Below are 16,467 nucleotides of genomic sequence, written 5' to 3' on the forward strand. Positions count from 1 at the left end.
CCTTTCGTACGGGGTCGAGGGTGGAGGCCGACGGCCTCAGGGATATGCAAGCGCATGGATCCGACATCCATTCCCACATTTCGTTGCGAGTTCATGTATTCCTGACGGCGTCCGCCGCGCGTCCGTCGCGCGCCCGCCGCGCGTCCGTCCGCCCCGGGCGCGGGCGTACCGTGGCGGGATGCGTGCCATCACCTTCGACTCCCCCGGCGGCCCCGACGTCCTCTCCCTCTCCGAGCTGCCGGATCCGGTGGCCGGGCCCGGCGAGGTCCTGATCCGCGTGGCCGCGGCGGGCGTCAACCGCCGACCTCAGCCAGCGCGAGGGCGCGTACCCGCCGCCCGCGGGCGCCCCGACGCACCTCGGCCTCGAGGTGTCGGGGATGATCGCGGCGGTCGGCCCGGGCGCGACCCGCTGGGGCGTCGGCGACCGCGTGTGCGCCCTGCTCGCGGGCGGCGGCTACGCCGAGCTCGTCGCGGTCGACGAGCGCCATGTCCTGCCCGTGCCCGACGGGCTCGACCTCGTCGAGGCGGCGGGGCTGCCCGAGGTCGTCGCCACCGTGTGGTCGAACGTCGTGCTCGACGCGGGGCTCCGGTCGGGCGAGACGCTGCTCGTGCACGGCGGGTCGAGCGGCATCGGCACCATGGCGATCCAGCTGGCGATGCGCCTCGGCGCCCGCGTGGCCGTGACCGCCGGCAGCCCGGCCAAGCTCGAGGCGTGCCGCGCGCTCGGCGCGGACATCCTCATCGACTACCGGCAGCAGGACTTCGTGGCCGCGCTCCTCGAGGCCACCGGCGGGCACGGCGCCGACGTGGTCCTCGACGCCATCGCGGGCGACTACATCGACCGCGACATCCGGGCCCTCGCGCGCGACGGCCGGATCATGGTCATCGGCGCGCAGAGCGGCGCCCCGACGAGCATCGCCATCGGCCAGCTCATGGCGCGCCGCGGGCGGATCTGGGGCACGACGCTCCGGGCGCGCGACGCCGACGACAAGGCGCGCATCGTCGACGCCGTCCGGCGGGACGTGTGGCCCGCCGTGGCCGACGGATCCGTGCGGCCCGTCGTCGACCGGATCATCCCGCTCGCGGAGGCCGCCGCGGCGCATGCGCACGTGGCGTCGTCGCAGCACGTGGGCAAGGTGCTGCTGGCCCTCTAGCCGGCGTCCCCGGACGAGGACGCGGACGCCGACGCCGACGCTGCCGCCGGACGACGCGAGCGGATCCCGACGAGCGACACCAGCCCGCCCGCGACGAGGAGCGCCGCCGTCACGAGCACCACCCGGTGGAAGGCCGCCACGTCGAGGTCGGGCCCCGCGACCAGTCCGATCGCGGCGATCGCGACGAGCCCCGCGACGCGCGACACCGCGTTGTTCACGGCCGAGGCGATGCCCGCCTGCGCGGACGGCACGGCCTCGAGGATCGTCGAGGTCAGCGGCGCCACCGTCATCGACAGCCCCAGCCCGAAGACGAGGATGCCGGGCAGGAGCTGGCCCCCGTAGTCCACCGGCTCGGCCACGCGCAGCATGAGCAGGTAGCCGACGCCCGCGACGATCGGGCCCGCGCCCATCAGCAGCCGCGGCCCGATCCGCCCGGCCAGCGCCCCGAAGCGCGTCGACAGCAGCAGCATGATCACGGTCGTCGGCACGAGCGCGAAGCCCGCGGCTGTCGCTGAGAGCCCGCCCGTCTCCTGCAGGAACACCGCGATGACGAAGCCGCCGAGCGAGAGCGCGCCGTAGATGCCGACGGTCGCGATGTTGCCGACGAGGAAGTCCCGCTCGCGGAAGAGCGACAGCGGCAGCATCGGATGCGCGGTGCGCCGCTCGCGCAGGACGAACAGCACGAGGCACGCGACGCCCACCACGAGGCTGCCCAGCACGAGCGGGTGGCCGCCGCCCAGGCGCGACTGCTCGATGAGCGCGAAGACGGGGCCGCCGATCCCGAGGGCGCCGAGCACCGCGCCCGGCACGTCGACGCGCGTCCCCGCCGCCGCCGGCGCGTCGTGCGGCAGCCGGGCGAGGAGGACGAGCGTCACGGCGATGGGCAGCACGTTGATCCCGAACACGAGCCGCCAGTCGAGCGCGTCCACGAGCACGCCGCCGAGGACGGGGCCGACGAGCATGGCCGTGCCGGTCCACGCCGTCCAGGATCCGATGGCCTTCGCCTGCGCGGGACCGCGGAAGGCCTGCGCGATGAGCGCCAGCGAGCTCGGCACGAGGAGCGCGCCCGCCGCGCCCTGGGCCGCGCGCGCGGCGATGAGGACGCTCGCGGTCGGGGCCACCGCGCACGCGAGCGACGTGACGCCGAAGCCGACGAGCCCCCAGCGGAGCACCCGCACACGGCCGAAGGCGTCGGAGAGCGAGCCGGCCAGGAGGATCAGCGCGCCGAGCGTGATGAGGTACGCGTCCACGACCCACTGCTGGACGACGAGGCCGCCGCCCAGGTCCTGCCCGATGGCGGGCAGCGCGACGTTCACCACCGTGCCGTCGAGGAACGCGACGAAGGAGGCGAGGATCGCGACGACGAGGACCGTGCGGCCGCGTCCGCCGTCGGCGCCGCCCGCCGTCCCGGCCGCCCCGCCGGCCGCGCGGACGGGGGCGGGTTCGGTCATGTGCCCAGTATGCGCCGCGGCGCGGGCCGGTCCTCGCGCGGTCGCGCGCGGATCAGGCGGGCGGCGCCGCCGCGGACCCGGCGCGGTCGATGGCGGCCTCGACGCGGCGCAGCACGTCCTCGTCGCCCATGATCCGGAAGTGGCCGGAGGCCGCGACGCGCTCGTCCGTCGCGCCGTCGAGCGAGCTGCCGCCGGGGATGTGCGGGTCGAAGCGCGCGAAGATGCTCGTGATCCGGGCGTTGACCTCGCGCGACCGGCCGAGCTCCACGAGGGCGGCGTTCCGCGGCGAGAAGTCCCGGATGCTGCGGACGGGGAACAGGCGCGCGTAGGAGGATCCCGCGAAGGGCGCGTTGATCGCCACCATGGCCCGGATCCGCCGGTCGGGGTCGCCGAAGGCCATGAGGTGCTTGCCGATGAGGCCGCCCTTGCTGTGCGCGACCACGATGACGTCGCGCAGGTCCTCGGCCTCGAGGTACGCGCGCGCCCGGCGCGACATCTCGGCGACGCGGCCGACGTTCGCGCCGAGCGAGCCGACCACGTGGACGCCGTGGCCGCGGGCGTGCAGGCGCCGGATGATCGGGAGCATGAACTGCCAGCGCTCGTAGACGCCCGGCAGCACGAGGATCGTCGGCCGGTCGTCGCGGCCGTCCTCGAACGACGAGGCGTCGTCGCGGGAGAGCGTGGCGGCCGCCTGCCAGCGGAGGACGTACGCGTAGTCGAGCGCCCAGTCCCACGCCTTGCGGAGGGCCGTCAGCGGCGGGAGGGCGTCGGGTCCGTCGGCGGTCACCGTCCCATCCTGCTCGCGTGCGGGCGGGACGGCCGGGCGGCGGGTCGGCGGCGGGTCGGGTCGTCAGTCGACGCGGGCATGCTCGACGATCGCCCGGGCGACGCCCTCGGGGTCCGTGAACATGACGACGTGCGGGCCGCGCGCCACGTGCAGCGTCCCGCGCGGGATGAGGCCCGCGAGGTCCTCCGCGAACGACCGGTCGACCACGGCGTCGCGGTGGCCGACGACGACGAGCGCCCGGGCGCGGATCCGTCCCGCCCGGTCCTCGATGCGGTCGCCGATGAGGTGCGGCAGCTGCCGGAGGTAGTACGGGATGCCGCAGCGGAGGAAGTAGTCGCCGAGCACGACCGCGTTCGACATGAGCGGCTCGCGGAGCGTGTCCCGGCCGAGCGCCAGGCCGGCGCGGACGACGCCGCGCTTCCGCGGGTCGAGCGTGGGGCCGATGAGCACGATGCGGTCCGCGATCCCCGGCTGGTCGACGGCGAGCTGCGTGACGATCTGCGCGCCCATCGAGTGGCCGACGACGACGGGGTCGACGAGGCCGTGCATCCGCACGACCTCCGCGACGACGGCCGCGTGGTCGGCGAGCGTCACGTCGCGCCGGACCCGGGGCGACTCGCCGTAGCCCGGGAGGTCGACGGCGTAGACGTCGCCGTGCTCGGCGAGGAGCGCGGCGAGCGGGTGGAAGTACCGGGACGAGACGCCGATCCCGTGCACGAGGACGAACGACGCCCGACGGCCCGCGGCTCCGGCGCGGCCCGCGGAACCGATGCCCGCGGGAGCGCTCGACAGCGCCCGGCCGGCGTTGGCGCCGGCCGAGCGGAACACCTTGATCGCGACGCGGAAGCCGAGGACCGTGCGGCGCTCGAGGTCGTGGTCCACGGGGACGGACCGCGACGCGTAGCGGGGCGACACGAGCAGCCAGCGGGGCGGGGTGGACGCGGTGCGGTGCACGTCGCCGGGTCGCCGGACGCGGGTGAGCCGGGCGAGGGGGGAGCGCATCCGACGACCCTAGCCGCCCGTCGCCGTGCGGACGCCCGGGCCGGCGGCGCGCGGGCACCGGCCGCCCGCGCGCGGGTCGCCCTCCCCCGCGATGGGAGGATGGGATCCAGCCGACCCCGAGGAGACCCGATGACGCCCGACTGGTCGAGGACCACCCTCGCCGACCTGCCCCTCCGCGACGGCATCCGCGGCGAGGAGCCCTACGGCGCCCCGCAGCTCGACGTGCCGGTGCTCCTCAACGTGAACGAGAACCCGTACCCGCTGCCCGAGGAGGTGGCCGTCGCCGTGAGCGAGGCCGTGCTCGAGGCCGCGCGCGGGCTGAACCGCTACCCCGACCGCGAGTTCCTCGAGCTCCGCACCGAGCTCGCCGACTACCTCACGGCCGACAGCGGGCTCCCGCTCGGGCCCGAGAACGTCTGGGCCGCGAACGGGTCGAACGAGGTGCTGCAGCAGGTGCTCCAGGCCTTCGGCGGCACCGACCGCGTCGCGCTGTCCTTCGCCCCGCACTACGCGATGTACCCCGAGTACGCGCGGAACACGCTCACCACGTGGGTCTCCGGCCGCCGCCAGGAGGACTTCACGCTCGACCTCGACGACGTCACGGAGCTCGTCGAGCGGCACCAGCCGAGCGTCGTCTTCCTCACCAGCCCGAACAACCCGACGGGCACGGCGCTCTCGACCCGGGAGATCGAGCACGTGCTGTCCGTCGCGCCCGGCGTCGTGGTGATCGACGAGGCGTACGCCGAGTTCCGCCGCGCGGGCGTGCCGACCGCGATCTCGCTCCTCCCCGACCACCCGCGCCTCATCGTGTCGCGCACCATGAGCAAGGCCTTCGCGTTCGCGGGCGGTCGGCTCGGCTACCTGGCGGCCGCCCCCGCGGTCGTCGACGCGCTCCGGATCGTGCGGCTGCCGTACCACCTGTCCCGGATCACGCAGGTCAGCGCCACCGCGGCCCTCCGCCACCGGGGCGTGCTGCTCGCGCAGGTCGCGTCGCTGCGCGAGGAGCGGGACGGGCTCGTCGACTGGCTCCGCGGACGCGGGTTCGAGGTCGCTCCGTCGGACGCGAACTTCGTGCTCTTCGGCCGGTTCCCCGACCGGCACGCGGTGTGGCAGGGGCTGCTCGACCGAGGCGTGCTGATCCGCGAGACGGGCCCCGAGGGCTGGCTGCGCGTCTCCGTGGGCACGCCCGAGGAGACGGCCGCCTTCCGCGACGCGCTCGACGACGTCCTCGGGACGCCCGGGGACTGACCCGGGTCGGCCGCGGTCGCGCGCCGTCCGCACCGCCGACGGTCCGCCGGTCGCCGACCGCCGTCAGGGGCGGAAGCGGATCCCCGTCGCGTCCTCGGCGGCCGACCACAGCTGCGCGGCGACCGCCCGTGAGCGGGCGTGCTCCGCGACGAAGGCGGGCGCCGGCGGGCCCTTCAGCTCGAGCGGCCCGCCCGGTCCCCAGAAGGCGCCGCCGGTGACGCCGTCGGCGGCCGCCGCGTGCGCCACCGGCCACGCGCCCGCGTCCTTGCCCTGCACGAGGACGCGGCCGGCGCCCGCGATCCGGCGACGGGCGGCCGCGACGCCCTCCGGACGGGCGGCGGGATCCTGCGGCGGCGTGAGCGCGTCCACCGAGTAGCCGGGGTGCGCGGAGAGCGCGACGCGGTCGGATCCCGCGGCCCGCCAGCGTCGGTCGAGCTCGGCCGCGATCATCATGCAGGCCGTCTTCGACCGGCCGTACCGCACGAGCGCGGGCATGCGCCGCTCCCCCGCGAGGTCGCCGAGGTCGAGCGGCGAGAAGCGGTGCGCCAGGGATCCGAGCATCACGACGCGGCCGCCGGTGCGCAGCCGCGGCGCCAGCCCGGCGACGAGCGCGAAGTGCCCGAGCGCGTTGGTGCCCATGAGCTCCTCGAAGCCGTCGACGGTCGTCCGGCGCCTCCACGCGCGGCCGCCCGCGGGCGTGAGCCCGGCGTTGGCGACGATCGCGTCGAGGTCCTCCCGCACGGCGGCGACGCACGCGTCCACGCTCGCGAGGCGGGCGAGGTCGAGCGCCACGACGTCCACATCGGCGCCGGGCACGCGGGCGCGGATGGCGCGCGCGGCGGCGTCCCCGCGCTCGGCGGAGCGGCAGGCCAGGAGCACCCGGGCGCCCGCGCCCGCGAGCTGCGCCGAGGTCCAGAAGCCGATGCCGCCGTTCGCGCCCGTGACGAGGATCGTCCGGCCGGCGAGGTCGGGAAGGACGGGCGACGCGCTCACGACAGGGTGCCCACGCGGGTCACGCGCACGACGGCCTCCCCGGCCTCGTTCGAGGCGTCGAGGTCGACGACCGCCTCGATCCCCCAGTCGTGGTCGCCCTCGGGGTCGTGCAGCGCCTGCCGCACGGTCCACTCGGTCGGGCCCTCCGTGATCGTCACGAGGGCCTGGCTGCGGGCGTCGCCGTCGGTGAGGATCCGGTCGTACTCGCCGAAGTAGCCGTCGAGCGCGTCGCCCCACGCGTCCGCGTCGAAGCCGGCCGCGGCGTCGAGCTCGCCGAGCGCCTGCAGGTCCTCGCGCGCCGCGAGCTGCACGCGCCGGAACATCTCGTTCCGCACGAGGATCCGGAACGCGCGCGTGTTCGAGGACAGCAGCTTCGGGGCGGGCGGCAGCACGGGCGCGTCGCCCGGGGCCGCCGTCGGGTGGGACAGCTCCTCCCACTCGTCGAGGAGGCTCGAGTCGACCTGGCGCACGAGCTCGCCGAGCCACTCGATCACGTCGAGCAGCTCCTCGGTCTTCGCCTCGTCCGGGATCGTCTGCCGCATGGCGCGGAACGCGTCGGAGAGGTAGCGGAGCACGAGGCCCTCCGAGCGCATGAGCCCGTAGAAGGAGACCAGCTCGCTGAACGACATCGCGCGCTCGTACATGTCGCGGACCACGGACTTGGGGCTGAGCGCGAAGTCCCCGATCCACGGCTGGCTCGCCGCGTAGGTCGTGAACGCCTGGTCGAGCAGCTCCTCCAGGGGCTTCGGGTGGGTGATCGACTCGAGCAGCTCCATGCGCTGGTCGTACTCGATGCCCTCGGCCTTCATCGCCTGCACGGCCTCGCCGCGGGCCTTGAACTGCTGCTGCGAGAGGATCGGGCGCGGGTCGTCGAGGGTCGCCTCGACCACGCTCACCATGTCGAGCGCGTACGTCGGCGACTCCCGGTCGAGCAGCTCGAACACGGCGACCGCGAACGGGGACAGCGGCTGGTTGAGCGCGAAGTCGGCCTGCAGGTCGACCGTGAGGGTGATCCGCGCGGGCCCGCCGTCGGGGTCCGCCTCCTGCTGCACGATGCCCGCGGTGCGGAGCGTCCGGTAGATCGCGAGGGCCCGGCGGGCGAGCGCGAGCTGACGGGCGCGCGGCTCGTGGTTGTCCTCGACGAGCGCCCGCATGTTCGCGAAGACGTCGCCGCCGCGGGCGACGACGTTGAGCATCATCGCGTGGCTGACCTGCATGCTCGACGTCAGCCGCTCCGGCTCCGCGTCGATGAGCTTGCGGAAGCTCGGCTCGCCCCACGAGACGAAGCCCTCGGGCGCCTTCTTCCGCACGAGCTTCCGGCGCTTCTTCACGTCGTCGCCCGCGCGCTCGAGCATCTTGATGTTCTCGGTCTCGTGCTCGGGCGCCTGCGCGACCACGGTCCCCGCCGTGTCGTAGCCGGCCCGGCCCGCGCGCCCCGCGATCTGGTGGAACTCGCGGGCGTTCAGCTGCCGCATCCGCGTGCCGTCGTACTTGGTGAGGCCCGTGAAGAGCACCGTGCGGATGGGGACGTTGATGCCGACGCCGAGGGTGTCCGTGCCGCAGATGACCCGGAGGAGCCCCTGCTGCGCGAGCTGCTCCACCAGCCGGCGGTACTTCGGCAGCATGCCCGCGTGGTGCACGCCGATGCCCGCGCGGACGAGCCGCGACAGCGTCTTCCCGAAGGCCGTGCTGAAGCGGAACGCGCCGATGAGCTCCGCGATCTCGTCCCGCTGCTCCCGCGTCACGATCTTGATGCTCGAGAGCGCCTGCGCCCGCTCGAGCGCCGCGGCCTGCGCGAAGTGCACGATGTAGACGGGCGCCTGCTTCGTGTCGAGCAGCTCCTCGACGGTCTCCTGCACGGGCGTGACGGCGTAGTGGAAGAAGAGCGGGACGGGCCGCTCGATGCCCGTGATCCGCGCGGTCGGGCGGCCCGTGCGGCGGGTCAGGTCGTCGGCGAGGTCGGTGACGTCGCCGAGGGTCGCCGACATGAGCACGAACTGCGCGCGCGGCAGGAGCAGGAGCGGGACCTGCCAGGCCCAGCCGCGCTGCGGATCCGCGTAGAAGTGGAACTCGTCCATGACCACCTGGTCGACGGGCGTGTCCGCGCCGCCGCGGAGCGACCGGTTCGCGAGGATCTCGGCGGTGCAGCAGATGATGGGCGCGTCCGGGTTCACCGACGAGTCGCCCGTCACCATCCCGACCTGGGCGGCCCCGAACAGCTCCACGAGCGCGAAGAACTTCTCCGACACGAGCGCCTTGATGGGCGCCGTGTAGTAGGAGCGGCGGCCTCGGGCGAGGGCCGCGAAGTGCGCCGCGACGGCGACGAGCGACTTCCCCGTGCCGGTGGGCGTCGAGAGGATGAGGTTCGCGCCCGACGCGATCTCGAGCGCCGCCTCGTCCTGCGCCGGGTACAGCGCGATGCCGCGCGACAGCGCCCACTCGGCGAACGCGTCGTAGATCGCGTCGTCGGTCGCCCCGTCCACGGCCAGCCGGGCCGCCTCCTCGGTGAGCGTGGGGGCGAGGGCGGTGTCGGACATGATGCCTCCATCCTCCCCCACGCACCCCGTCCGGAGTTCTCCACAGGCGGCAGGATCCGGCAGGGCGCCACCGCGTACGGTCGCCGGATGCCGTCCCTCCCGCTCGACCCGCGACCCGACCGCGCTCCCGACGACGCCGCACCCGCCCCCGCCGACCCGCTCGACCCGCTCGACCCGGAGACGGAGGCGGAGCGCGCGCGCCGGCGCGACCGCCGCACCGGGGTCATCGCCCTCGTGGCCGTCACGATCGTGCTCTGGGCCGTCATCGCGGCCGCGGTCGGCTTCGTCACCACGATGTAGCCGTCCGGCGCCGCGGTCGCGCGCCCGGTCGGGCCCGACGGCCCGGGTATCATCTCCTGTGCCCTCCGACGCCCTGCCCGACGACCCCGCCGCCCCCGCGGATCCCGTCACCCCCGCCGCCGACGCGGCCCCCGCCGCCGACGCGGCCCCCGCGACCATCGACCCCGCCGACCTCGCGGTCACGCTCCGCGTCCTCGGCTCGCTCGCCGACATCGACGAGGACCACCCCGACTTCGTCGCGGTCCGCCGCGCGACGGCGTCCATGTTCAAGTCGGTGAAGAAGGCCCGACGCCTCGAGAAGCGCGAGGCCGTCGCCAGCGCCGACCGCGCCGTCGTCGCCGCCACCGCGACGGGCGCGCCCGACCGCATCGACGACGAGACCCGCGGCATCCCCCTCGCCATCACGACGGCCGCGCCCACCGCGGGCACGCTGCTCCGCTCGCGCCCCTGCTACATCTGCAAGCAGCACTACACGCGGGTCGACGCCTTCTACCACCAGCTCTGCCCGGACTGCGCGGCGCTCAACCACGCCAAGCGCGAGGCCCGCACCGACCTCTCCGGGATGCGCGCGCTCCTCACCGGCGGGCGCGCCAAGATCGGCATGCACATCGCGCTGCGGCTCCTCCGCGATGGCGCGCACACCACGATCACCACGCGCTTCCCGCGCGACGCCGTCCGCCGGTTCGCCGGCCTCCCCGACGCGCACGAATGGGTGCACCGCCTCCGCATCGTGGGCCTGGACCTCCGCGACCCCGCCCAGGTCATCGGCCTCGCCGACGCCGTCGCGGCCGCGGGGCCGCTCGACATCCTCATCAACAACGCCGCGCAGACCGTGCGCCGCTCCCCCGGCTCGTACGCCCCGCTGTCCGAGGCGGAGTCGGCGCCGCTGCCCGACGGGCCGATCCCGGAGCTCCTCACGTTCGGGCACACCAACGACGCCCACCCGGCGGCGCTGGCCGCGAGCGTCGCCGCGCACCCGATCCTCTCGACGGCCACGGGGATCACCGCGGCCGAGGTCACCGAGCTCGCGATGACCGCCGGCTCCTCGTCGCTCGCGCGCCTGGCCGCCGGCACCGCGATCGACGCGGGCGGGCTCGTGCCCGACCTGCACGACGCCAACAGCTGGACGCAGGTGGTGCACGAGGTGGATCCGCTGGAGATGCTCGAGGTGCAGCTCGCCAACGTCACGGCCCCGTTCCTGCTCGTCAGCCGGCTGCGTCCCGCGATGGCGGCGTCGACCGCGCGGCGCAAGTACGTGGTCAACGTGAGCGCGATGGAGGGCCAGTTCGCCCGTGCCTACAAGGGCCCGGGCCATCCCCACACGAACATGGCCAAGGCCGCGCTCAACATGATGACCCGCACGTCGGCGCGCGAGATGCGCGAGACCGACGGCATCCTCATGACGAGCGTCGACACCGGCTGGATCACCGACGAGCGCCCGCACCCCACCAAGGTGCGGCTCGCCGAGGAGGGCTTCCACGCGCCGCTCGACCTGGTGGACGGCGCCGCGCGCGTCTACGACCCCATCGTCATGGGCCAGGGCGGCGAGGACATCTCGGGCGTCTTCCTCAAGGACTACCGCGTCGCCGAGTGGTGACCTGCGGCTCCTGACACGACGGGAGGGCCCGGTCGCCGCATCGCGGTGACCGGGCCCTCCCGTCGTGCGGACGGCTACTGGACGGCGTCGAGGTCCGACTCGAGGAGCGCCTGCAGCTCGTCGAGCGCGGCGTCCGCGCCGTCGCCCTCCGCCGTGAGGACGACCCGGTCGCCGTTCGCGGCGCCGAGGCTCATGAGCGACAGGATGCTCGTCGCGTCGAGGGGCGTGCCGCCCGGCCTGCTGATCCGCACGGGCAGGCCCGTGCGGCGCACCGCCTCGATGAAGAGGGAGGCGGGTCGGGCGTGCAGGCCCACGCGGCTGCCGATGGTGGCGGTGCGCTCGGTCATGGTGATCTCCTTCGTGCGGGTGTCGGGTCGGTCGGGCATGCGGGTCAGGCCGTGACGGGGACGCCCTGGTCGGCGGCCGCGGCCTCGGCGACGGCCTCCGGGCGCTTCGCCGTGACGCGCTTGAGGAGCACGACGAGGAAGGCCGAGATCACGGTGCCGACGGCGACCGAGGCGAGGAAGCCGAGGAACGTCCCGTTCATCGCGAAGAGCACGAACACGCCGCCGTGCGGGGCCTGCGAGACGACGCCGAGGCCCATGACCATGGCGCCCGTGACCGCGCCGCCCACGACGCTCGCGGGGATGACGCGCAGCGGGTCGACCGCGGCGAACGGGATCGCGCCCTCGGAGATGAACGCGGCGCCGAGCAGCCACGCGGCCTTGCCGTTCTCGCGCTCGGCCGGGCTGAAGAGGCGGCGGTCGATCACGGTGGAGGCGAGCGCGAGGGCCAGCGGCGGGACCATGCCGGCGGCCATGACCGCGGCCATGATCGCCCACGGGGCCTGGTTGTCGATCGCGCCGGCGCCGAGGCCCGCGACCGCGAACGAGTACGCGACCTTGTTGATGGGGCCGCCGAGGTCGATGCACATCATGACGCCGAGGATCACGCCGAGCAGGATCGCGGACGCCCCGGAGAGGCCGGACAGGAAGTCGTTGAGGCCGCGCGTGAGGGCCGCGATGGGCCCGCCGAGCACCATGACCATGAGGCCGGAGGCGACGATGGACGCGAGGAGCGGGATGATCACGACGGGCATGAGGCCCCGCAGCCAGCGCGGCACGTCGATGCGGCCGATCGCGTAGGCGATGCCGCCCGCGAGGAGGCCGCCCACCAGGCCGCCGAGGAAGCCGGCGCCCATGATGACGGACACGGATCCGGCGACGAACCCGGGGGCGATGCCCGGCCGGTCGGCGATGGCGTAGGCGATGTACCCGGCGAGGGCCGGCACGAGGAACGCCATGGACGCGCCGCCGATGACGAAGGCGACCGCGCCGAGGTACTGCAGCAGCCCGCCGTCGGGGAGGTCCGCGAGCGAGTTCTGCAGGACCACGTCCGATGCGGTCTCGGTGATCCGGTACCCGCCGAGCAGGAAGCCGAGCGCGATGAGGAGCCCGCCGCCCGCCACGAACGGGATCATGTAGCTGACGCCCGTGAGCAGCCAGCGCTTGAGGCGGGCGCCCACGCCCTGCGACGCCTGCGGCGAGGCCTGCTCGGATCCGCCGGACGCGGCGCCCGCGCCCGGCACGCGCGGCGCGTTCGGGTCCTTCGCGGCGGCGACGGCCTCGGCCACCATCTGGTCGGGCTGGTCGATGCCGCGCTTGACGGGCGCCTGGATGACGGGCTTGCCCGCGAAGCGCGCGCGGTCGCGCACGTCGACGTCGACCGCGAAGATCACGGCCGTGGCGCGCGCGATGATCGCGGGGTCCACGGGCGTGACGGAGGAGGACCCCTGCGTCTCGACGTGCAGCTCGACGCCCGCGCGCTTCGCGGCGGCGACGAGGGAGTCGGCGGCCATGTACGTGTGCGCGATGCCGGTGGGGCAGGCGGTGACGGCGACCAGCACGGGCGCGTCTGCTGTCGGGGCCGGGGCCGCGACGGCGGCGGGCTCGGATGCGGCGGCGGACGTCGCGGCCGGCGCCCCCGTCGAGGAGGCCGGCTCGTCCTCGAGCGCGCCCTCCACGAGGGAGACGACCTGGTCCTCGGTCGCGGCCGCGCGGAGCGCGTCGACGAACTCCGGCTTGATGAGCGACCGGGCGAGCCGCGACAGCAGCACGAGGTGCTCCTGGTCGGCGCCGTCGGGCGCGGCGATGAAGAAGACGAGGTCGGCGGGGCCGTCCGGCGCGCCGAAGTCCACGGCGGGCCGCGGTCGGGCCATGACGAGCGTGGCCTCCGTCACCGCGGCGGAGCGGCAGTGCGGGATCGCGAGCCCGCCGCCCATGCCGGTGCCGGTCTGCGACTCGCGCGCCCACGCGTCGGCGAAGAGGGCGTCGGCGTCGGTGGCGCGGCCCTCGGCGACGACGCGCGCGGCCAGCGTGCGGACGGCGTGCTCGCGGTCGGCGCCGAGGTCGGCGTCGAGGAGCACGAGGCGGTTCGTGATGAGCGATGGCATGTTCTTCTCCAGGTGGGGCGGGTCAGCGATCGGCGGCGATCGGGAGGAGCGGCTGGACGGTGACGCTGTCCGGCCGTGTCTGGTCGGGGGACGGCATGGTGCTGCCGGGGAGGCTCGCGGCGGCGGATCCGTGGGCGACGGCCTGCGCCAGCCGCCCCTCGGGTCCGGCTCCGCGGTGGTCGGCGAGCAGGTAGCCCGCGAGCGAGGAGTCGCCCGCGCCCACGGTGCTCACCGGCACGATCGGCGGCATGGTGGCGAGCCACCCGCCGTCGGCCGTGGTGAGGACGGCACCCCGCGCGCCGAGGGTCGCGAGGACCGCCCGGCAGCCGCGGGAGACGAGGGACCGGGACGCGTCGTGGGCGAGGCGCGGGTCGGCCTCGAGCGCATCGGGGTCGTCGAGGCCGACGAGCTCGGCGAGCTCCTCGGCGTTCGGCTTCACGAGGTCGACGACGGCACCCGACGCGACGAGCGCGGCCATGGGCGCGCCCGACGAGTCGACGGCGATCCGCGGGGCGGCGTCGCCGAGCTCGGCGCGCACGGCCTGCACGACGCGGGCGTGGAAGTCGTCGTCGAGGCCGGGCGGGAGGGATCCGGCGAGCACGAGCCAGCGGGCGGCGCGCGCGTGCCGGATGACGAGCGCGACCAGGGCGTCGGCCTCGGCGGACGTGAGCACGGGGCCCGGCTCGTTGACCTTCGTCGTCGTGCCGTCCGGCTCCGTGAGGGTGACGTTCTGCCGCACGCGCCCGGCGATGGCGAGCGGGTCGTGCGGGATCCGCTCGGCGGAGAGCGCCACGAGCATCGGGTCGTCGAGCCGACCGGGCAGGAGCGCGAGGGTGTCGAGACCCGACGCGATGAGCGCGCGGGAGACGTTGACGCCCTTGCCGCCCGGCTGCTCGGCCACGCCGCGGGCGCGCTGCACGGCGCCGCGCGCGAGGGCGGCGCCGAGGTCGATGGTGCGGTCGAGGCTCGGGTTGGCGGTGAGGGTGAGGATCACGCGACCATCACCTCCACCTCGGCGGCGGCCAGCGCGTCGGCCAGCGGGCCGTCCGGCGCCTCGTCGGTCACGAGCGTGTCGAGGTCGTCGAGGGCGGCGAAGCCGACGAGCGCCTCCTCCCCCGCCTTCGACGCGTCGACGAGCGCGACGGCTCGGCGGGATCCTCGGGTCAACGCGGTCTTCACGGCCGCCTCCTCCTCGTCGGGCGTGCTCAGGCCGAACTCCGCGTGGATGCCGTTCGCGCCGATGAAGGCGATGTCCGGCCGCAGGCGCGACAGCTGTCCGAGCGTGGCGGGCCCGACCGCGGCGCTCGTGATCCCGCGGAGGCGGCCGCCCAGCAGCTGCACCTCCACGGCGGGGTTCCGGCTGACGGTCTGGGCCACGACCATCGAGTGGGTGACGACGACGAGGGTGCGACCGGCGACGTCGGGGGCCCAGGCGGCGATGCGCTCGGCGAGGAGCCCGGTGGTCGTGCCGGCGTCGAGGGCGACGGATCCCTGGAAGCCCGTGGGGATGAGCCTCATGGCGGCGTCGGCGATGCGCGCCTTGGCGTCGGTGTTGCGCGCGCCGCGGGCGTCGAGGCTCTCCTCGGCGCGCGTCGAGCGGTTCGCGCGGACCGCGCCGCCGTGCACCCGGCGCAGGACGCCGCGCGTCTCCAGCTGGGCGAGGTCGCGGCGGACGGTCTCGGTCGTGACGTCGAAGTCGCGGGCGAGGGCGACGACCGCGACCCGGCCGGTGCGCTCGAGGAGGGCGACCACCCTGTCCTGGCGTTCCTCGGCGTACATGGGCGGTCTCCTTCGACTCCGCGCGGCGATGCACCGCGCGTCCTCGCACTGTAGCCCGCATCCGCAGACGAAGCAACACATTCCCACACGAACCCACACGAACCCAGGTCCGGTGATCGTCGCCCGCGGCGGGGAGTCAGCGCCCGAGCGCCGCGGCCTCCTCGCGGAGCACGTCCGCGATCGCGCCCGCCTCCCACGCGAGTCCCGCCGCGTTGGGGTGCAGCGGCACGGAACCGGCGCTGCCGCCGAGGCCCGCGACGTACGGATCCCCCGCGTCGCCGACGCAGGAGCCGTGCGCGGCGGTGGGGGTCGCCTGGTCGACGAACCGCGCGCCCGCGTCCGCCGCCGCGCGGGCGATCGCCTCGTCGAGCGCGCGCTGCACGCCCGCGAGCCAGGCCGCGTCCCGGTCGGTCAGGAGCACCTGCCCGTTCACGGGCGAGGACGCGGTGGCGCGGAGGCACCCCTCGGGCGGCAGCGCGTCGGGATCGCCGAGCACGGTGAGGTAGCCCAGCGCCACGATGCGGGCCCCGGGGGCGGCGGCGCGGATCCGGTCGAACGCCTCCGCCAGGCGCGTCGCGACCTCGCCGTCGATGCGGGCGCGGACGGAGTCGATCCCGCCGGCGGGCGCGAGCGCGTCGACGCACGTCGCGGGGCCGGCGGCGACGGGGCCGGCCGGATCCCGCGCGAGGCACCCGCCCACGAGCGCCGGGAACCCGAGGTCGTTGCCGCCGAGGCGCACCAGGACGACGTCGGCGCCGTCGGCCAGGGCGTCCAGCTGCGCGGGGACGGTCTGCCCGCCGCGCTCCCGCGGGGCGGCGAGGTCGGCGGTCGTGGCGCCATCGCAGGCCGCGTCGACGAGGCCCGCCCCGACCGCGGCCGCGGCCATGCGGACGGACGCGGCGACCGTCCGGCCGCAGACGCCGGGGTCGCCGGGCACGGGCTCGGCCGGCCCGGTGCCGGTGGAGTACGAGTCGCCGAGCGACACGACGCGCAGCGGCGCGGGGGCCGTCGGGGCGACGACGGGCGCGGACCCGGTGCACCCGGTGGCGAGGAGCGCCAGGGCCGTCACCGCGGCGGCGAGCCCGAGCGACCGGAGTCGGTGCGGCGTGCCCGGGACACGGCGGCGCGGCGCCCGGACGGGTCGGGCGGTCGGGGCATCCATCCCCT

Annotated in this window: 13 protein-coding genes and 1 pseudogene; 4 read left to right on the forward strand and 10 right to left on the reverse strand. The window is 75.5% G+C overall.

The window, feature by feature from the left end; translation table 11 throughout:
• Nucleotides 1–178: 178 nt before the first annotated feature.
• Nucleotides 179–1,154 (forward strand): annotated as a pseudogene (locus QFZ62_RS02760) (NAD(P)H-quinone oxidoreductase).
• Here the strand turns inward: QFZ62_RS02760 and QFZ62_RS02765 are convergent.
• The 3 genes from QFZ62_RS02765 to QFZ62_RS02775 form a co-directional block, all read right to left on the reverse strand.
• A complete protein-coding gene (locus QFZ62_RS02765; protein WP_307501403.1) occupies nt 1,151–2,605 on the reverse strand; it encodes an MFS transporter in 1,455 nt (484 codons plus the stop codon). The pseudogene QFZ62_RS02760 and the gene QFZ62_RS02765 sit on opposite strands and share 4 nt — an antisense overlap.
• Before the next feature lie 52 nt (nt 2,606–2,657).
• Nucleotides 2,658–3,392, reverse strand: a complete 735-nt coding sequence (locus QFZ62_RS02770; protein WP_307501404.1) for a triacylglycerol lipase — start codon at nt 3,390–3,392, stop codon at nt 2,658–2,660.
• Between the two features lie 63 nt (nt 3,393–3,455).
• Entirely contained in the window at nt 3,456–4,394 is a 939-nt protein-coding gene (locus tag QFZ62_RS02775; RefSeq protein WP_307501407.1) for an alpha/beta fold hydrolase, read from the reverse strand.
• A 129-nt stretch (nt 4,395–4,523) separates the two neighbouring features.
• Between QFZ62_RS02775 and QFZ62_RS02780 the strand changes: the two genes are divergently transcribed.
• On the forward strand, nt 4,524–5,642 hold the full coding sequence (locus QFZ62_RS02780) for a histidinol-phosphate transaminase (RefSeq protein WP_307501409.1): 1,119 nt from the start codon (nt 4,524–4,526) through the stop codon (nt 5,640–5,642).
• A gap of 63 nt (nt 5,643–5,705) precedes the next feature.
• On the opposite strand, the gene QFZ62_RS02785 is transcribed toward QFZ62_RS02780, so the two are convergent.
• Nucleotides 5,706–6,635: an SDR family NAD(P)-dependent oxidoreductase gene (locus QFZ62_RS02785; RefSeq protein ID WP_307501411.1), complete on the reverse strand. Its 930-nt coding sequence runs from the start codon at nt 6,633–6,635 to the stop codon at nt 5,706–5,708.
• Nucleotides 6,632–9,172: an RNA helicase gene (locus tag QFZ62_RS02790; protein ID WP_307501413.1), complete on the reverse strand. Its 2,541-nt coding sequence runs from the start codon at nt 9,170–9,172 to the stop codon at nt 6,632–6,634. The genes QFZ62_RS02785 and QFZ62_RS02790 overlap by 4 nt, the downstream gene beginning before the upstream one ends.
• An 87-nt stretch (nt 9,173–9,259) precedes the next feature.
• Here QFZ62_RS02790 and QFZ62_RS02795 point away from each other — a divergent pair, with 87 nt between their 5' ends.
• Together QFZ62_RS02795 and QFZ62_RS02800 are read left to right on the forward strand one after the other, a co-directional pair.
• On the forward strand, nt 9,260–9,472 hold the full coding sequence (locus tag QFZ62_RS02795) for a hypothetical protein (RefSeq protein WP_307501415.1): 213 nt from the start codon (nt 9,260–9,262) through the stop codon (nt 9,470–9,472).
• 58 nt (nt 9,473–9,530) lie between these two features.
• Nucleotides 9,531–11,069 carry an SDR family oxidoreductase gene (locus QFZ62_RS02800; RefSeq protein WP_307501417.1) on the forward strand — a complete coding sequence of 513 codons (1,539 nt, stop codon included), beginning with the start codon at nt 9,531–9,533 and terminating at the stop codon, nt 11,067–11,069.
• A gap of 74 nt (nt 11,070–11,143) precedes the next feature.
• Here the strand turns inward: QFZ62_RS02800 and QFZ62_RS02805 are convergent, their stop codons facing one another.
• The 5 genes from QFZ62_RS02805 to QFZ62_RS02825 all read right to left on the reverse strand — a co-directional run bounded on the left by QFZ62_RS02805 (nt 11,144) and on the right by QFZ62_RS02825 (nt 16,462).
• The gene (locus QFZ62_RS02805; protein WP_307501419.1) at nt 11,144–11,416 is read right to left on the reverse strand and encodes an HPr family phosphocarrier protein; all 273 of its coding nucleotides are present in this window, start codon (nt 11,414–11,416) and stop codon (nt 11,144–11,146) included.
• Nucleotides 11,417–11,460: 44 nt separating this feature from the next.
• A complete protein-coding gene (locus QFZ62_RS02810; RefSeq protein WP_307501420.1) occupies nt 11,461–13,521 on the reverse strand; it encodes a fructose-specific PTS transporter subunit EIIC in 2,061 nt (686 codons plus the stop codon).
• Nucleotides 13,522–13,543: 22 nt separating this feature from the next.
• The gene (locus QFZ62_RS02815; protein ID WP_307501422.1) at nt 13,544–14,515 is read right to left on the reverse strand and encodes a 1-phosphofructokinase family hexose kinase; all 972 of its coding nucleotides are present in this window, start codon (nt 14,513–14,515) and stop codon (nt 13,544–13,546) included.
• A complete protein-coding gene (locus QFZ62_RS02820; RefSeq protein ID WP_307501424.1) occupies nt 14,512–15,300 on the reverse strand; it encodes a DeoR/GlpR family DNA-binding transcription regulator in 789 nt (262 codons plus the stop codon). The genes QFZ62_RS02815 and QFZ62_RS02820 overlap by 4 nt, the downstream gene beginning before the upstream one ends.
• A 136-nt stretch (nt 15,301–15,436) precedes the next feature.
• On the reverse strand, nt 15,437–16,462 hold the full coding sequence (locus tag QFZ62_RS02825; RefSeq protein ID WP_307501426.1) for an SGNH/GDSL hydrolase family protein: 1,026 nt from the start codon (nt 16,460–16,462) through the stop codon (nt 15,437–15,439).
• Nucleotides 16,463–16,467 lie beyond the last annotated feature (5 nt).

Source organism: Clavibacter sp. B3I6 (assembly GCF_030816895.1).
In the GTDB taxonomy this organism is placed as follows: Bacteria; Actinomycetota; Actinomycetes; order Actinomycetales; family Microbacteriaceae; genus Clavibacter.